The 16255-nt window shown below is 58.9% G+C and carries 12 protein-coding genes; 5 read left to right on the plus strand and 7 right to left on the minus strand.

The features are described from left to right. Positions 1-15: 15 nt before the first annotated feature. Entirely contained in the window at positions 16-1116 is a 1101-nt protein-coding gene (locus RCI06_RS02945) for a cell wall metabolism sensor histidine kinase WalK (protein WP_306574096.1), read from the plus strand. Between the two features lie 415 nt (positions 1117-1531). Then, the gene (locus RCI06_RS02950) at positions 1532-4051 is read left to right on the plus strand and encodes a hybrid sensor histidine kinase/response regulator (RefSeq protein WP_306574098.1); all 2520 of its coding nucleotides are present in this window, start codon (positions 1532-1534) and stop codon (positions 4049-4051) included. Between the two features lie 670 nt (positions 4052-4721). Here the strand turns inward: RCI06_RS02950 and RCI06_RS02955 are convergent. After that, positions 4722-6209 carry a hypothetical protein gene (locus RCI06_RS02955; RefSeq protein ID WP_306574100.1) on the minus strand — a complete coding sequence of 496 codons (1488 nt, stop codon included), beginning with the start codon at positions 6207-6209 and terminating at the stop codon, positions 4722-4724. Between the two features lie 210 nt (positions 6210-6419). On the opposite strand from RCI06_RS02955, the gene RCI06_RS02960 reads away from it, so the two are divergent. From RCI06_RS02960 to RCI06_RS02970, 3 genes are read left to right on the plus strand one after another with little or no spacing between them, the layout of a single operon-like run. Then, on the plus strand, positions 6420-7049 hold the full coding sequence (locus tag RCI06_RS02960; protein ID WP_276871183.1) for a hypothetical protein: 630 nt from the start codon (positions 6420-6422) through the stop codon (positions 7047-7049). A gap of 13 nt (positions 7050-7062) precedes the next feature. Beyond that, positions 7063-9297 carry a hypothetical protein gene (locus RCI06_RS02965; RefSeq protein WP_306574103.1) on the plus strand — a complete coding sequence of 745 codons (2235 nt, stop codon included), beginning with the start codon at positions 7063-7065 and terminating at the stop codon, positions 9295-9297. Beyond that, positions 9294-9878: a M23 family metallopeptidase gene (locus tag RCI06_RS02970; protein WP_306574105.1), complete on the plus strand. Its 585-nt coding sequence runs from the start codon at positions 9294-9296 to the stop codon at positions 9876-9878. Before RCI06_RS02965 ends, RCI06_RS02970 begins: the two co-directional genes overlap by 4 nt. A 336-nt stretch (positions 9879-10214) precedes the next feature. Here the strand turns inward: RCI06_RS02970 and RCI06_RS02975 are convergent, their stop codons facing one another. From RCI06_RS02975 to RCI06_RS03000, 6 genes are all read right to left on the minus strand, one after another. Further along, positions 10215-10427 carry a hypothetical protein gene (locus RCI06_RS02975; RefSeq protein WP_276871173.1) on the minus strand — a complete coding sequence of 71 codons (213 nt, stop codon included), beginning with the start codon at positions 10425-10427 and terminating at the stop codon, positions 10215-10217. A gap of 16 nt (positions 10428-10443) precedes the next feature. After that, the gene (locus RCI06_RS02980; protein WP_276871171.1) at positions 10444-10779 is read right to left on the minus strand and encodes a hypothetical protein; all 336 of its coding nucleotides are present in this window, start codon (positions 10777-10779) and stop codon (positions 10444-10446) included. A 125-nt stretch (positions 10780-10904) separates the two neighbouring features. Continuing rightward, the gene (locus tag RCI06_RS02985) at positions 10905-12170 is read right to left on the minus strand and encodes a cell wall metabolism sensor histidine kinase WalK (protein ID WP_306574107.1); all 1266 of its coding nucleotides are present in this window, start codon (positions 12168-12170) and stop codon (positions 10905-10907) included. Beyond that, positions 12170-12727, minus strand: coding sequence for a response regulator (locus RCI06_RS02990; protein WP_101551055.1), 558 nt, complete (start codon positions 12725-12727; stop codon positions 12170-12172). The genes RCI06_RS02985 and RCI06_RS02990 overlap by 1 nt, the downstream gene beginning before the upstream one ends. 208 nt (positions 12728-12935) lie before the next feature. Continuing rightward, a complete protein-coding gene (locus RCI06_RS02995) occupies positions 12936-15515 on the minus strand; it encodes an ABC transporter permease (protein ID WP_306574110.1) in 2580 nt (859 codons plus the stop codon). Beyond that, positions 15512-16195, minus strand: a complete 684-nt coding sequence (locus RCI06_RS03000) for an ABC transporter ATP-binding protein (protein ID WP_306574112.1) — start codon at positions 16193-16195, stop codon at positions 15512-15514. The genes RCI06_RS02995 and RCI06_RS03000 overlap by 4 nt, the downstream gene beginning before the upstream one ends. Positions 16196-16255: the final 60 nt, after the last annotated feature.

The raw sequence follows: 16255 nt of genomic DNA on the forward strand, positions 1-16255 counted from the left end.
ACCTTGCAGGCCCGTTTGACAGCCATTGTGGCCGCCATCCTGCTTTCGGCCTGTCTACTGCTGACCACCAACTCCCTGTTCGCCGCGCGCGCCTATTACGGGGACTATGCCGCGCTGCTCGAGTCCGGTCTGGTGGAGGTGGATCCCGCCTGGGAGGAGGGCGCGGGGCCGGACGACGCGCTGGCCTCCCCGATTGAATTCTATCGGGAGGCATCCCAAAAGTTTTCCGCCCAATCCCTTTTGGCCATGGCGCTGATAGCGCTGTTGGCCGTGGGTTCCACCTATCTGGCCACGGGGCAGGTGCTGCGTCCGCTCAAAAACCTGACGGCGTCCGCGGGGGTAATCGATGGCCGGCACCTGGATCGGCGTGTCCCAGAAGCGGGCGCCCAGGGGGAGGTGCTGGCCCTCACCCGATCCTTCAACGGGATGCTGGGGCGGTTGGAGGAGTCTTTCCTCATCCAGAAGCGATTTGCCGCCAGCGCGGCCCATGAGCTAAAGACCCCGCTTGCCGTCATAAAATCCGCCCTTCAGGTGCTGGAGATGGCCCCCCACCCGTCGGAAGCGGACTACCGGGAATTCATGGCGGACACCGGTGAGAGCCTGGAGCGCATCATCAAGACGGTGGACGGGCTCCTGTCCCTGGCGAACCCAAAGGAGGTGCCGATGGACGAGACGGTGGAATTGCGCCCGGTGCTGGATCTGGCGGTGCGGGAGCTTTCCGGCAGGGCGGAGGAATGCGGGGTAACGCTGTCCGTCGGCGGCCAGGCGCCGCCGGTGCGGGGGGATGCCGACCTCCTATACCGGGCGTTCGCCAACTTGATTGAGAACGCCGTCAAGTACAACCACCCCGGCGGGGCGGTCACCGTGACGCTGGGGCGGGAGGGACGCGAAGTCAGCGTCACGGTGAAAGACGACGGCCCGGGTATCCCGGCAAACGCGCTGCCCCACATCTTTGAGCCTTTTTACCGGGCCGACCCCTCCCGCTCCCAGCAGATCCCCGGTTCCGGCTTGGGGCTGGCCGTGGTCCAACTGATTGTGGAGCGCCATGGCGGGGAAATCCAGGTGCAAAGTCGGCCGGGGGCTGGTTCGGCCTTCAAGGTCCTATTGAAAGGGTAGCTGCCCATTGCTCTGGCCACGCGGGGGCGCGGCGTCCGAAATCTCCAAAACCCATTGCGATTGCCGGTTTTTTTTGCTATACTGATAGCAAAACAGAATAAAACGGTATGTGAACACAATGGCTCAAACGGGCGTTGCTCCCAAATAGGTGGTTAGAAAAGTGGATAAAAGGGCGAGAAGCACAAAAGGCGCGCCCACGGGCTGCCCCGCGGGAATTGAATCTTTGAAGGCCGGCGTAATCCGCTGCCTGCTGGATGACCCCCTGACGATTTTATGGGGAAACTCCAGCTTTTTTTGTATGGCGGCATCCGCGGGGGAGGGCTTTGGCAGCTTAAAGCAGCTATATGAGCCGCTGCCCGGCGAATTTGCAAAAATCCGCCGGGCGGCGTTGCAGGCCGCGCACAGCGGCCCCGGCATGTCTTTGACCGTCCGTCTGCCCCAGCGGGGAGGCGGCTTTTGCCATGCGCGGCTTTTGGGGACGATAGCAAATGAGGAGACGATGGGGGCGCAGGTGCTCCAGGCTGAGTTCACCGGCGTTGACGATCTGGTGGCGCAGACAGAGGAGCAGGCCCGGCTGTACCGGCAGCAGCGGCATTGTTTTCGTTCGGTATTGGACATCTATGAGGGCAACGCCTATGTGAGCGACATGGAAACCTATGAGCTTTTGTATGTGAACCAAACCTCCTGCAAGGTGCTGGGAGCCCAGGCCCACCAGCTGGTGGGGCGCAAATGTTATGAAATGATCCAAGGGCGTACTTCCCCCTGCCCGTTCTGCACCAACGGCAAATTGTGCAGCGAGACGTTTTACACCTGGGAATTCTACAACCCGAACCTGGAGCGCACCTTTATCATCAAGGACCTGGAGATCAACTGGGAGGGCCATCGGGCGCGGCTGGAATTGTCCCATGACAGCTTCAGCGCCGAATATAAGCTGGCGAAAAAGGATCAGGAGCGGGACGCGCTGCTCAACAGCGTCCACGGCGGGTTTGCGCGGGTGGACGCCCGGGATCTGCGGACAATCCTCTGGTACGGCGGCGAATACCTGGACATCATCGGCTATACAAAAGAGCAGTTTGAGCAGGAACTGCAATCCAAATGCACCTATGTGCATCCAGATGACATCGATTATGCCGAGGAAGTCATGCGCCAGTCCCGGGAAACCGGCGAGGCCACAGCGGTGGAGCGGCGGATTGTCACCCGCGCGGGGGTGACCAAGATTGTGTCCGTCACCTTCCGGTATGTCAGCGCGGAGGATAGCTGGGACGGTGTCCCCTCCTATTACAGCGTGGGCCTGGACATGACCACCGAGCGGCAGGAGCAATCCCGCCAGCGGCAGGCGTTGGAGGCCGCCTGCCAGGCGGCCCGCGTCGCCAACGACGCCAAGACGAATTTCCTAGCCTCCATGTCCCACGATATCCGCACCCCCATGAACGCCATCATCGGCATGTCGGTCATAGCGCAGGCCAACCTGCACTCCCCGGAAAAGATGCGGGACTGCCTGGGGAAAATCAACATCGCCAGCCGTCACCTGTTAAACCTCATCAATGAGGTTTTGGACATGTCCAAAATTGAGAGCGGGAAAATCGACCTGGAGCCTGAGGCGGTTTCCCTCGCCGATTTGATCGAGGATGTGATGGAGGTGTTCCGGCCCCTGGCCACGGAGAAGCGCCAGACGCTCCAGGTCAACGCCGAACGGGTCCGACATGAGAAGGTGGTGACCGACGGCGGGCGCTTGCAGCAGGTCCTGGTGAACCTGCTGTCCAACGCCGTCAAGTATACCCCCGATGGCGGGACGGTGGGCTTGCGAATCCAGGAGATGCCATCCTTTGCCAAGGGCAAGGGGCAGTATTCCTTCAGTGTGACCGATTCCGGCATCGGGATGTCCCGGGACTTTATCCCGCATCTTTTTGAACCCTTTTCACGGGCGGACGACGTGAAAACCAGCGATATCCAAGGCACGGGCCTGGGCATGGCGATCACGCAGAACATCGTGCGCATGATGAACGGCACCATCGAGGTCAAGAGCAAGCCGGGGGAGGGCAGCGAGTTTATCGTCACCATCTCCTTCGATTTGTGTGAGGAGGAGACGGCGGATACCGCAGCGCTTTCCGGGCTGCCGGTCCTGATGGCGGACGATGATCCGATCATCTGTGAAAGCGCCTGCGAAATACTCAATGAACTGGGCATGCGCAGCAGCTGGGTGCTGTCCGGCCGGGAGGCCGTCAGCCGGGTGGTCGCGGCCCATGAGGCGGCGGATGACTTTTTCGCCGTGATACTGGACTGGATGATGCCCGGCATGGACGGGCTGGAGACGCTCCGGCTCATTCGGCAGAAGGTAGGCCCGGATGTGCCCATCGTCATCATTTCCGCCTATGATTACTCGGAGATAGAGGAGAAGTTCCGGCTTGCGGGCGCCGACGCCTTTATTACAAAGCCGCTGTTCAAATCCAAAATGATACATACCTTCCACAAATTCTGCCGCCAGGACCGCCTGGGCGTCCAGGCCGCCCCCGCCGGGAAATGCCGCCCCCGCATGGAGGGCAAAAAGCTGCTGCTGGTGGAGGATAACGAGCTCAACCGTGAGATTGCGGTGGAGCTGCTGGCGATGCACGGCCTCTTGGCCGACACGGCTGAAAACGGGCAAATCGCGGTGGAAAGGTTCCAGGCATCCGCTCCCGGGGAGTACGCCTGCATCCTGATGGATATCCAAATGCCGGTGATGGACGGCTATCAGGCGTCAGAAGCCATCCGGCGCCTGGAGCGTGAGGACGCGCGCGCCATCCCCATCTTAGCCCTGACGGCCAACGCCTTCGCCGCCGATGTGGGCAGGGCGCACAGCGCCGGCATGAACGACCACATCTCGAAGCCAATCGACGTGGACCAGCTCATAGGGGCGATTCAGCTTTGGACGAATAATAAAAGAAAGCAAAAATAATTTGAGTCAAACAGGCTTGAAACGGCGGAGCAGGAAAATAGCGTCACCTTTGCCGAGATGGCGATTCAATTTATCCAGCCAGTCGAAAGCGACAGTGCATCAGCGACGGGATGCCCGCTCTGCACCGCAAGGACGGCATGTAGAAGCCCGAACCGAATGTCACGATACTGGCGTAGGAATGCGCGGGCGGTATCTACAGCCTTTGTGTTGTTCCGTACGTTACAGCAGCACGGTATGTTCATAAAAGGGCCCGCTTTGCGGACCACTCGGGAGAGCGTACGGTTCGCATCCGTAAGGTCGAGAGTCCGATCCTCTTTCATTAGCCCAATTTGGATGCGTAGGCATCAAAGTGGGCAACAAAATGGGATTACGGGGTTTCCAGTTTCGAAACTGGAAACCCCGTTTCTTGTGGGTGCAACTTTCGCAATTTGTGGCAAGTAATAAACGATGATTTAGGGAAATGGCATGCAGCAGCATCAGGTTTGATGCAAGATTGGAAACAGCCGGTACCAGCGCTTTGTAAATCAAAAATAATGGCTTCATGGGGCGGCATCTGTATGCCGGCATCCATAAAGCCGTTATTTCTGATGAGGTGTTCCGTGCTGCTTAAGGCAAAGGCCAACCTAAATCGCGGGATAGAGGTCTTGTACTGCAATCGCCTTGATGCACATCAAAGGCCGATACGGAAACCAAATCTTCGCGCACGTTCAAGCCAACGATCGAGCCGCTTCTCCGCCGCCCGTCGGGTACGGTGCGACGGCGGGATCTTTTCCCATACGGTCGCGCAGAATCCGTGCAGGGCGGCGACGTTTGGATAATCCCGGCAGGCTGCGGATTGCCGGGCGGCAATCCAGGCGACGGCGGCCTCGTTCCCCCATACCACGATCTCCATCCTGATACGGACGAACCATTCCCGCGGGATAAAACAGACCTTGTATTGGGGACGCTGTTCCAGCGCGCGTCGGATCGCTGCCAATTGATCCACCAGCTCCTGCGTATCCAGGTAGATCCGCCTTTTGCAGACGGCGCTCAAGGGCCGGCAGAGGTGCCGCGCATTGTCCAAAGTCTCGTCAATGCTCTCCGCGCAGAAGATATGGCGAACCTCAGCCTCCTTGTCTATTTCCCATAGAGAGATCGTTAAAAGCCCAAACTGGCGCTGCAGCAGCGCCAGTTCGCACGGTTCCAGCCGCAAAGCGACGGTTTCCCACCGAATCCCCAGATCCGGAAGCGCTTGAATCAGGTACATCGGTTTTTCCCGGTTGTACACCGCGCCGCGCAGGAAGTCTTGCGGCTCGGAGAAAAAATTGTAGCGAAAACGCTGCCTGGAACGTTTTAAGCAGGCGTCAAAGTGTGCTTCCACCTCGGCCACGCCGGCGGGGTCGGTGCGGATGATGGCCGTTGGGCCGTTATCCTCCACCCGCACCTGGATCATGAGCCTACCGCGCAGGCCGATCAGGATTTTTTCATGCTCCAGCAGGCGAAAGTCGTCGTAATAATAGCTCTGGATGTATCCCATCAGATGCGCCCACAGCCACGGGCCGCAGGCAGACGCAACGTCGCTGGGCCGGTAGTCGGTGCGCAGCACAACTTGCAGTTGCTTGCCGCGTTCCAGTACCTGGCGCAGCTGTTCCTGCAAGGGGAGGTTGTAGCCCTCGTCCCTCGTAAATAGCTCCAGCCCTTCTGGGCAGGCAAACAGGATCCGTCCAGAACCCGTCTGCGTGAGCGCATAGTCAAGGAACTCCCCCAAAAGATTGCGCACCACCGCGTCCCCAGAGCGCATTCCCGCACCCAAAAGGTGCTGGGGACGCGCTTGGTTTTTCCTACGTAAGCGCCCGCTCCGGCACAAAAAAAGCAGTTCCTCCCGGTGCTCCCACGATCCGCCCGTTTCTCCGAGCCACTGCTCCAAGAGCTGCAGCGGCGGGATACCCTGTGCCAGGCCCAGCGGAACGGCCTCGGCCAGCAGCGTCCGGACTTCATTACCGCACGCGTCGAGAAAATAGTCCGCCAGCTTGCGCCGCCAACGGGCGTTTGGCCTGCGTGAACCGGTGCGCCAGCGAGAAATGAGCGAGGGGTCTGTTTCCAGCGCGCGGCTGAGCTTCTCCGGATCCACACGGGCCAATTCCATCAGAAGTGCAAAATTCGTCAGCATGTCTCTCATCAAATTCGTCTCCTTTTCTCGTTTCACCCGGGGCCTTCCACTCCGGGTTCTTTTAATTTAACGAGGTTTTAAAATGGTGTCAATTTATTGACAAAGTTCATATTTTTTGGAAACAATTTGACAAATAAGTTCATAATTGACAAAACATGGAGACCAAATTACGATAAAGGTACCGATGGGCCCACCGGAAATGAGATAAGGAGGCATTCTTTGAGTATGGTCGTGATTTGCCTAGATACAGTGGTAAAAGATAAAGAAGTCTCAAAAGAAGACTTCTGCAAACAGTGGGACGATCTGATGAACATGGCGAAAACGCAGACTGGGACTTTCGAGGTGCAGCTCAAGAGCGATAAATTATCCGTCAGCCTGGAGATTGACCCCAAGACCCTCTATGTCGTAAGCAAAAATGCGGCGATATCATACAGTATAATCCCCGTGGACACTGAAGTGAAAATTACCATGATTAACTTGATAGACGCCATTAACAACTTGATTAAAAACGGGGAGCACGCAGATAAGAAATGCAAAGCGCTTGCGGTTTTCACCGTCAGCGAGGCCGCGCGCTTCTCACTGCTCAGAAGTGTTTTGTATTGGACGACACAGGGCGCGGAATTCTCTTGGAACAAGATCCTTCCGCTGCTCCGCCTGTGGGAAAAAATCCGCGAAGAATCAGGAATTACAGAAGTGACCACTCCAATCAGCGTAACCAATTTGGAAGACTACATAAAAAAGCAGGCGGCGGGAACCGGCGGCAGTCAGCTCCAGAATTATAAGAATGCCGAAAGCGCATTCGACTATATCCAAAGTATCATCGAACCGATGTTGTCCTCCCCCTGTTGAAAGGAGCGTAAATATGGCTGAAAAAAGCATCCTGCAGTCGCTGCAGGAGAATTCGTCCGCCGATGTCATGAACGTCATCTACGACAACGTCAACAGGCTGCTGGGGGCGGGGAACCAGCTCTTTGTCATGGAATTCCCGGCCCGCCCGCTCAACGCCCACACCTACGAATACAACACCGACGACTGCTACAGCACCCTGACAAAGCCCTACCCGGTGCAGGAGGCGGAATTTCTGCTCAGCGACCAGCTCTTCGACGTCTCGCCCGTGGTGCAGGGGCCGAACGGGGAACGCCTCTCCACCGTTTTCAACACGGTGATCAACAACTATGTGCCGCGGCTGGAAGCGCTGAGGAGCTTCGTCCACGACCAGAAGAACCTGCGCGAATGGCTGATGACCCCCGTGGAGGACGAGGTGCGCGGCGAGCGCAAAACCCTCTCCCGCATGGCGATGGCCAGAGAACTCTACGACGAGTTCCTCGAGCGGCGCAACGAGTGGTACAGCGTCAAGAATCAAACCTATGAGGAGTACAAAGCGCGGGACGATTTGGATGGCTACGCGCGGTGGCTTTCCTCCGAGGGGCTGGTCCAGGAGGAGATCGTCAGCAACTTTTACAACGACGCCGTGGTGCGCGGGCACTACCACGAGGTGCTTACCATTCTGGGCTTCCTCAATGTCTCATCGCCTTCTGAAGCGCTGGAAAGCACAAAACAGAAGATGCGCTCCAGCCTGCGCCGCTCTCTGGACGGATCCACGGACGTTTATCCGGTACAGTTTCAGCCCAGCGACTGGTTCAGGGCGTTGCGTCCCAACCTGAGTCCCAAGGACCTGACCATGGCCACCGACAGCCTCGTCGCGGATTACCGCGCCAAGCAGAAGCACCTGCGCAGCCTTAAAGAGCAGCTGGGCGAACAAACTGTCGTTGAGGTGCCTCCGGAGGAACAGGAACGGTTACAAAACGAGATCAGAACCTGCGAGCATCGGCTTTCCGAATCCCAGCAGCAGCTGATCGCCCAGTACGGCGAGGGGGCGGTCTCAGCAATCAAAGCGGTCGTCAGCGTCTACAAGGAAGCGGTGGATCCAATCTCCAAGGCCCGGACAGTGATCGAACAGATCCAAAAGGCGGGCGAGGGAAACCTGAGCCCCACCGAGAGCCGCATTTACGGGCTTATCGAAGGGATTGCCGGGGAGGTGGTGAACGGGGTCCTCAAATCCTGTCAGGCGCAGGAAAAGATCCAGCAGGACATGAAGCAGCTCAACGACGCCCGCATGGCCTACTCGGAATCCAAGGTCAAGGACCTGCGCCTGCAAAAGATGCGGCTTGAGGAGCAGATCCAAAACGTCCAGGCGGATCTGGACTTTCTCGCCCCGCTGGTCACCGGCACCATTTCCGAAGCCGACAGGCAGGGCGACCAGGTGCCGGACGCATCCCTGATGACGGCGACAGATGGGGCGGCGGACGAGAACTTCATGGACGTCGTCATTAAGAGCGACGAGACGGGCAGTTTTTCCAGCGGCGGCAGCTCCTCCAGCGCCAGCCAGAGCAGCTGGAGCGTGGGCGGCTGGTTCTGGTCCGCCAGCGCTTCGCACTCCCAGCAGAGCGCGGAGGAACACCAGAAAAAACTGGACATGAACAAAAAACTTGAGATTGGTTTTCGGATTAAGAAAGTTACATTTGACCGGGGAGGCTGGTTTAATCCCACCCTCTTTAAGCTCAGCGATCATTATTTCCGTCTGGCGGACATCCGGGTTAGCAGCGGCCTGACCAAGGATCAGATCCGCGCGATAAGCGCCTCGGGGCAGAATGTGGCCAGCCGTCTGCGATCGCTGGTCACTTATGACGCCGTGGTGGACGGCGCGAACAAGCAGCTCGATTATGTGCTGCCCGCTTTCCCCACCGGCTTTGTGGTCGCCAAGGACGTCACCATCCGGATCCAATCGAGCAAGGAGGAATCCGAGTCCAGCCGGCAGTATATGGAAAACCACGAGGCCAGCGGGGGCGGCATCTTTGGTTTCCGCCATAACTCATCCAATTCCAGCAGGAGCCAGAGCGAATCGGCCTATTTTGGCAGTTCGGCCAACTATTTCTATATCCGCATCCCCGGACCGCAGATTTTAGGCTGGTTTCTCGAACTCACGCCGGCGGATAACGCCTCCCCATACCGCGAGCTGGATCCCAACCTCTATTCTGACGCGTTGGAGGCCCTTGCACCTAAAGAGCCCATCCCGGAAAGCGAGGGGACGCTTTGAGCCAGAAATTGATTCTGCCGATCAATCAGGCGCTGCTCACCGCGAGCATGAAGACGCAGGCATATCTGGACAGATTCCATTTCGTCCACTATGGCGTGGACCTGGTGAGCAGCCGAGGGGAGCGGACCGTCTACGCCTCGGGGGAGGGGACGGTTTTGGATACCGGGACGGATTCGGTGGTGGGAAACGTCGTCGCCGTTGTGTATCCCCAAGCGCAGGGGCGTGACGGCGGGAGCGTCGATCTCGTCCTGCGGTATTTCCATCTGGAGCGTATCCTTGTGAAAAAAGGGAATGCTGTCAACAAGGACACGCAGATTGGCCGCTATGGCAACACCGGGTTGTTGAAGATGGCTCCCCACCTGCACCTGGAAGCCGACGCGGATACCGCGCACCCTCTTTTCAGCCCCACCGTCCTGCGCTCCAGCTTTCTCCATGGGCGGTCGGCAGGTGCAAACGATGAGACGATCCGCAATCCGATCGACTGGCTGTTCTGCAAGCAGAGCCCGCCCGACTGTCAAAGCTATCACACCGCCGGGGATATTTATATCCGGCCCGAGGATCTGGAAATCGAGATGTTGTAGACCGTGCTGGCCTTCGTCCGGCAGCTCTTTGCCGAACCTATTTTGAGCGGATAAAGCAGGGCGCCGCCCCCCAAGGTACCAGCTTGGGGGATCGGCGCCCTGTATTGCTATGCCTGATTCTGATGACTCCTAAGCCCATTCCATGTTTCCGCTATGCAAGCCATATCCTGCATAAACAGCATCTGTTTAACCCGTTAATCAGCCAGTTGATCAAGCCGTCTTCCAGATACGCCTTCTCAGGAACCTCTGTGTGCGCCGCCCCTTCATATTCCGTAACTTGGATATCGGCGTTGCGTTCTGTCAGGACCGCCGCGCAGTTTATGGTGGACTGAGGGGTTACCACCGTGGCCGATGTACCCGTTCCAGCATGCGAAGCAATCCCGTGTCTTTCACATATTCAAAAATCTGGTACTCGTTCGCTCCATCCACCGGCTGCCAGGAGAGCTCGATCGCGCCAGAGGATACGGCTGCTGCCGTTACAACAGGCGCCGCCAGGGTTGCAAGCTCCACCTTTTGTTCCGGTTCTTTGCCATGCAGCACCTGGATCACACGGAATCCCACGTCCTCATATCCGGACGATTTCTTCCATTTCAGAGATGATTTTCTCACCGCCCGGCTTGCCCGCGGCCTCGCCCCGCAGTTCGGACAGCTTTTCTTCTTTTCTCGCGAGAACAGCGTTGTAATTTTTGATGACAACGTCCCGCAGATTCAGATAATTTTCTTCTGTCGGGCTTTTCTGATACAGCGAAATCAGTTGTTTCGTTTCTTCTGTGAGTTCCGGTTGTTCCTTTTCGATCAACGCGCTTTTTTCATACGATGCGCATGCTGTCAGTGCAACTGAGAAAAACAGGCATATGGTCATACACGCTGCCAACAGGTAGGAAATCCGTTTCTTCTTCATTGCGGGTAGCCTCCTTTTATGATGTTTTTATCATACAGGAGCCGCCCCTGGAAAAACGACGGCATAACTGTGGCCATTCTGCGGTAGCCATTTACCAAACATCCGGCGCCCCAAAAACGCGGTATTTACTGCGGCCAGCCATGCTCATCCCGTTTGGCGGCGTTCAAAACCAAGGTGAAAACGGCGCCGCCGGCCGGAAGGTTCGCCGCCCTGAGCTCCCCGCCCATATTCTGCGCGGCGGAACGCGCGATGGTCAGCCCAATGCCAAAGTTGCCGCCCTTCCCCTTGTAGCAGCGGTCAAACAGATGCGGCAAATCCTTTTCGGAAATACCTTCGCCGTCATCGGATACCGTAATGGAGATCAGGCCCTTTTTAGCGGTCACCGACATGGTCACTGTCTTTTTCGCGTAGCGGATTGCGTTGGTCAGCAGATTTTCCAGCACCTTGCAGACCAGCTCGTATTCACCCTCCACATAAAGGCTGTGGTCAAAGGAAGGCAAGGAAAGCGTAATCCCCTCCTCAATCGCGAGGCCGTTCACCCGGTCGAGGCAGTCCTCCACCGGGCCGGCAATCCGCACAGGGCCGAGCGCACCGTTTTGCCCGCTTTCAAGGCGCGACAGGGTCAACAGGCTGTTGACCCTGTCGGTGAGACGGGCGCTCTCCTCGAGGATGGTGTGGGCGGCCTCGCCAGGGCTGCGGAAAAGTCCGCGTTCGATCCTCTGCGCATATCCGCCGATGGACATTAAAGGGGTGCGCAGGTCATGAGATACGTTCTGGAAGAAGTCTCGCTGGGCCTCGTCCGACAATTTCAGCTTTTGCACCATCCGGTTCATGGCGAGCCGCAACTCCTCCAATTCCAACAGCGGGAAAGACTGCGCAATCTCCTCAAAACCGCCGCCTCCGATCCGCTCGGACTCCCGGCAAAGCCGCTGAAGCGGCCGTGTAATGCCGCGGGCGGTGATCCAAAGCGCCGCAAGGGCCAGCAGGGCAAAGAGCGAGGAAATGACGAGCACCAGGACCGACGCATCCCGGACCCAGCCGCCGATCTCGGAAATCGGGCAGTAGGTGATCAGATATTTTACCAGCATGGACCCGCTCGGTACTCCATAGAAGCAGACCAGGTAGTCGCCGCCATCCGCCGTTTCCAGTGGAACCGCCTCGCCTGCTAAGGGAAGCGCTGGACCGGATGTATTGGGCACAGGCGTTGGAGAGCGGCGTGAGCACTTCGCGCTCCTGTTCGTCGCGGCATAGACCACCCGCATCCGGGATTGAAAAACCAGAATGTTGGCGCTGCCGCCTATTTTCTTTACCAATGGGCTGACGCTTCGCAGAAAAACGGCGGCCTGCTCCGAAAGATCGTCATCCGGGCTCTTATCGAAGCTAGATTCCATCAGCGGCAGCGGCTCACCACAGAGCGTGGAGGTGCGGAACGCGGGCGAGAGACAGAGCGGCCCGAAGTGAAGCTCCTGGAGAGGGCCGGCAGCGGACGGCGCTTTCTTTGCCCTTCGCAGCAGCGCGTACCCGCGCCACCAGTTCGAGCGGCAAAAACGGCTTCGCCCTGGCGCAGTTGGGAACAGAGGCTCAACCCGTCTACGCCGGGCATCATGATGTCGAGGATCACCAAATCGGGCATCGACTGCCGGCAGGCAGCCTGCAGGGCGGCCCCGTCCGGGAATGTCCTGACCGCAAAACCCTCCTCCGTAAGGAAGGTTTCAATCAGGTCGCGGATCTTTTTTTCGTCATCCGCAAGGGAGATGGTCTGCGGTATAAAAAGCACCCCTTTAAATACCGATGCTCTTATCATAAAGCATTCCGGGAAAATGGTAAAGGGCTGACACACTTCTGCCACGGGTTTCCCGTCGCAATGCCAACGGGGTTGGGTTATGATGGAGGTGAAAAATCGGACGCGGAAAGGACGCGAAATGGGGCGGCGCAGTCGCATATCCATTCGAGCGTCCCGCTCCGGACAAACGATTTCAGGAGCAGGTCAGGTGATCCATATGGAAAAAAGAACCGATATCCCGGTGCTTCTTACAATTCCACAAAAGTCCGCAACGGTTTCGTTGCGGACTTTTGTGTAGTGTTCGGCCCATTTTTCGGGGCGGAAGATTAAACCGGGGGGACGGCAGAAGCCGTCCCCCGATTTTCGCATCCGTTTAGGTTATGTCGTCCCGGAGCGCGTCGATGATGTTTTCCTTTTTGATTTTGCCGACGGCATAAGCCATCGTTACGAATATGACCAGCAGCACGCTGAACACGCTGATCCCGATGCTCGTCCACGGCAGCGTAAACTTCACGCGGTCCACGACCATCACCTTGTGGATGAGCCAGGAGGACACCGCCGCCAGGGGAAGCCCGAAAAGCAGGGCCTTCGCGCCGTAGAACACGCACTCAAACCGCATCATTCTGTTGAAATCCCGGTCGGACATCCCCACGGAGCGGAGCATGGCGAGCTCCCGCCTGCGCAGCTTGATGTTCGTGGAAATCGTGTTGAACACATTGGCGACCGCGATCAGCGAGATCATGATGATGAACGTATAGGCGAACATGTTGGCGACGAAGATGTAGCTCCGGTTTTCCTCGAGCATTTCGGAGGCGTTGAGCAGCAGATAGGGGACCGTCAACCCCTCCGCCCGGATGATCTCCTTCATTTCAGCCGCCGACCGGGACGGGTTTTCCGATTGAAAGGTCAGGCCCTTGACCCTGACGTCCACCGGGCCGCCGGAGGGAATGAACGCCTCCTTGAGCGACCAGGGGGCCATCACTTGGAAAACATACGGCTGCTGCGGGGAGGCCCCCATCACCGGGGGCGTATCCGGAGGAACGAATTCCACAAAGGTAAGGCTTACCTCCCGCCCGAGCTCCGTCTTCGGCGTCCCGCCCGACAGGGGAATGATGGTTACGTCCGCGGCGGGAGCGGCGAACAGGCCGCGAAGCTGGCTTAAGGATTCCGCACGTCGGTCCTGCATCTTCGCGACGGCGATGAGCCTGGCGTTTTCCCCTGCGTATTCTTCGGCCGGCAGGCCCAGCCCGCGGATGATTTCCAGGTAGGCGTCGTCGTCGAGGAATTGGAGCTCCATCGGCAGCTTCACCGGTTCCCCCGCGGGATCCACCCCCGCATATTCCCGGTAATCGTCCGAGAGGATGCCGGCCGGGACGGTACAGGCGTATTCCACCACCGACTGGCAGGTGCTCCGGGTGACGCCCCCGGCGGTTTCGAGGCTGTCATAGAGCCGCAGCAATTCTCCGTCGTCCAGCTCCTGCGCGCCGAAGCCCACGTCGTAGTCGGTGACCACTTTCGCGTCTTCCGACATCCGCTTCAAGTCGGCGACAAGGGCGCTCGTTGAGATAAACAGCACGACGCTCAGGATGAGCGACATCACGATGCTGCGGTACCGCTTTTTGTTCCGCTTGAAATTCTTCAGCGCAAGGGTGCCCTCCAAACCGCAGACACGCTCCGCCAGCCTCGACGTTTTCACCGCCCGGGATTCCATTTTGACTTCGTTCGTCTGGCGGATGCACTCCATCACCGGCGTGTTAGAGGCCTTCCTGGCCGGGATATAGGCCGAAATCAGGATCGTGACGAGGCTGACCGCTGCCGCGCCGGCAATCGCGAGGGCGGACACATGCATAGTCAGGGGAATCTCGGTGTGGAAGATATCCCCGAACTGACGGGAGGCGGAGGAGATCACAAGCCCGATCCCGCCGAGCCCCACAAGAACGCCGGCCGGGATGCCGACCGCGCCGATGCAGAGCCCCTCGAAGAGCACCGAATTCCGCAGCTGTTTCGACGTGGCGCCCACGGAGGCGAGGATCCCGATCTGCCGGGTGCGCTCGTTCAGGGAGATGCTGAAGGCATTGTAAATGAGAAAGATCGAGCCGACCATGATGATCACGACCACGATGCACCCGAACGAAAAGAGCAAGGCGTTGAAGATTCTGTCGCCTGGGTCGTTTGAGAGGCCCATCATGCGCAGGACATGGTGGTTCAGGATGTACGGACGGCCGTCCGCCGCGCCGCGCAGGTAGGCGTGCACCCGGCGCGGATTCTTCAGCTTGACGAAGAGGGCGGAGCTGTCCGCGCCTTCCGCCGCGTCCGTCCGCGTGATTAGGGTGTACCCCGGCGCGGAATCCGGTTCAAAGGCGGGCGTCCCGCAGATACCGACCACCGTGTAGGTCTTTTCGCCCCGCGGCAGAAGCGTTTCCATCCCTGCCTCGTACGGGTCGCCCTGTCCGAGCGCCGCGCCGTCCCGCACGCGGCTTCCCACCGCGAGGGAGAGCGTGTCGCCCGGCGCGCAGGAGACGCCGCCGTCCGTCGAGGCATTCCCTGAAACGAGGACCTCCCCGCTGTTTTCGGGAAGCCTGCCGGACAGCAGGGTCAAGGGCAGGGCGTCGAAGGTCTCCGCGTTGAAACCGGCGATGAAAAGGTACGGCCTGTTTGGGTTTTTGCCGCCTTCCAGCGCCGCGTAACCGATGTTTTCAAAGGACACGGTCTCCAGAACGTCCCGGTCGAGCGTCCGTTCCCGCGCAAAGGAGGGGTCGGCGTCCAGAAACGCCAAATGCCAGCCGCCGTATCTCTGGGCCGCGCCCTTTGCCATATAGTCCAGCAGGGAGACGCCGAAGGTGGAGACGGCCGTAATCATGGCGGCGGACAGGATCACGCCGATGATGGTGACGGCCGTGCGCGTGCGGTTCTTTTTCAGCCCCTGGAGGGCCACTTTATGCAAGATATTCATGGCCGCACCCGCTCGTCTCTCACGACCCTGCCGTCCGATATGCCGATGATGCGGTCCGCCTGCAGGGCGATGTTTTCGTCATGCGTGACGAGGAGCAGGGTCTGCCCGTACTTCCGGTTGCTCTCCTTCAGCAGCTTGACGATCTCATGCCCGTTCCGGCTGTCCAGACTGCCCGTGGGTTCGTCGGCCAGCATGACCGCCGGGGCGTTCATCAGGGCGCGCCCGATGGCGACGCGCTGCTGCTGCCCGCCGGAAAGCTGGTTGGGCAGGTGGGACCTGCGGTCCTGCAGGCCGAGCAGGCGCAGCAGGTCCTCCAGACGTTCCCCGTTGACCCGGCGCCGGTCCATCAGGATCGGCAGGGTGATGTTCTCCACCACGTTCAGGGTGGGGATGAGATTGTGGAACTGGTAGATCAGCCCGACCTGCCGCCTGCGGAAGACCGCCAGTTTTTCGTTGTTCTGGGCGTAGACGTCCTGCCCGTCCAGATAGACCTTGCCGCCGGTGGGCACGTCCACGCCGCCGACGATGTGGAGCAGCGTGGATTTGCCCGAGCCGGAGGGGCCGATGATGGCGGCGAACTCCCCCTTTTCAACGGTCAGCGAAACGTGATCAAGCGCAACGACGCGGTTCACGTCCTTTCCGTAGACCTTGCACAGGTCTTCGATCCTTAAAAGCTCCATGATGGGAGCCTCCTTTCCCATGGCTTACCCATATCATAGAACATTTGGCTGACATCCCGG

It is taken from the genome of Anaerotruncus massiliensis (ex Togo et al. 2026) (assembly GCF_030825285.1).
In the GTDB taxonomy this organism is placed as follows: Bacteria; Bacillota; Clostridia; order Oscillospirales; family Ruminococcaceae; genus Anaerotruncus; species Anaerotruncus massiliensis.

Excerpts from the sequence above, each read along its gene's own strand:
- RCI06_RS02950 (WP_306574098.1), top strand. The coding sequence starts at position 1,532 with ATGTCTTTGACCGTCCGTCTGCCCCAGCGGGGAGGCGGCTTTTGCCAT.
- RCI06_RS02980 (WP_276871171.1), bottom strand. The coding sequence starts at position 10,779 with ATGAAGAAGAAACGGATTTCCTACCTGTTGGCAGCGTGTATGACCATA.
- RCI06_RS02990 (WP_101551055.1), bottom strand. The coding sequence starts at position 12,727 with ATGGATATGCGACTGCGCCGCCCCATTTCGCGTCCTTTCCGCGTCCGA.
- RCI06_RS02955 (WP_306574100.1), bottom strand. The coding sequence starts at position 6,209 with ATGAGAGACATGCTGACGAATTTTGCACTTCTGATGGAATTGGCCCGT.
- RCI06_RS02985 (WP_306574107.1), bottom strand. The coding sequence starts at position 12,170 with ATGGAATCTAGCTTCGATAAGAGCCCGGATGACGATCTTTCGGAGCAG.
- RCI06_RS02995 (WP_306574110.1), bottom strand. The coding sequence starts at position 15,515 with ATGAATATCTTGCATAAAGTGGCCCTCCAGGGGCTGAAAAAGAACCGC.
- RCI06_RS03000 (WP_306574112.1), bottom strand. The coding sequence starts at position 16,195 with ATGGAGCTTTTAAGGATCGAAGACCTGTGCAAGGTCTACGGAAAGGAC.
- RCI06_RS02965 (WP_306574103.1), top strand. The coding sequence starts at position 7,063 with ATGGCTGAAAAAAGCATCCTGCAGTCGCTGCAGGAGAATTCGTCCGCC.